This window comes from Psychrobacter sp. 1U2, from assembly GCF_051847575.1.
Genome location: NZ_JBPYDC010001177.1, coordinates 1 through 678, shown reverse-complemented (window position 1 = coordinate 678; position 678 = coordinate 1). Strand labels below are relative to the sequence as shown.

Sequence of the window (678 nt, the reverse complement as noted above, 5' to 3'; positions counted from 1 at the left end):
CCTAGCATAGCGCTGTAAGCGTAATGACTTAACAGTAAAGTTTCTGTGATAAGCCACCACTATATCTTATATAACATTTTTTTACCTAACAGACTTTACGGTACAATTGGCGCCGCATTTAACCCTAACGTTTCATCAAATGCAAACATCACATTCATATTTTGCACTGCTTGTCCTGCTGCCCCTTTTACAAGATTGTCTTGTACTACCAGCACGGTTAACTCACCGCGTTCATTATCTTGATGTATCGCGATACGCAAACGGTTGCTAGCACGCACACTACGTGTATCAGGGTAGACACCATGAGGCAACACATCAATGAATGCTTCACCTGCATAGCTGTCTTCAAACTCCTGCTGCCAGTCGATACCAGTGCCTGCTTCTGTAAGTGCTATATGAATAGAGCTGAACATGCCGCGAATCATAGGTACTAAATGCGGTAAAAAACGTACCTGTTGTGAAAATTGACTGTCTAATAACTGCTCAATACCTTGTTCAATCTCAGGTAAATGACGATGGCCTCCAATACCGTAAGCCTTAAAGTTATCTGTCGTTTCAGCATAATTAAGCGCAAGGCTTGCTTGACGGCCTGCACCAGATACGCCAGACTTGGCATCAATAACGATACGCGACTCAATCAAACGTATTGCTTGTTTGTTCTGCTTATCAATAATTGGC

The 678-nt window shown here is 42.6% G+C and carries 1 protein-coding gene; it reads right to left on the bottom strand.

Going from position 1 to position 678, the window contains the following annotated elements; genetic code table 11:
* Nucleotides 1–95: 95 nt before the first annotated feature.
* A partial coding sequence (locus ACS8FD_RS21050) for an Asd/ArgC dimerization domain-containing protein (protein ID WP_439277299.1) occupies nucleotides 96–678 on the bottom strand: 583 nt, incomplete at its 5' end.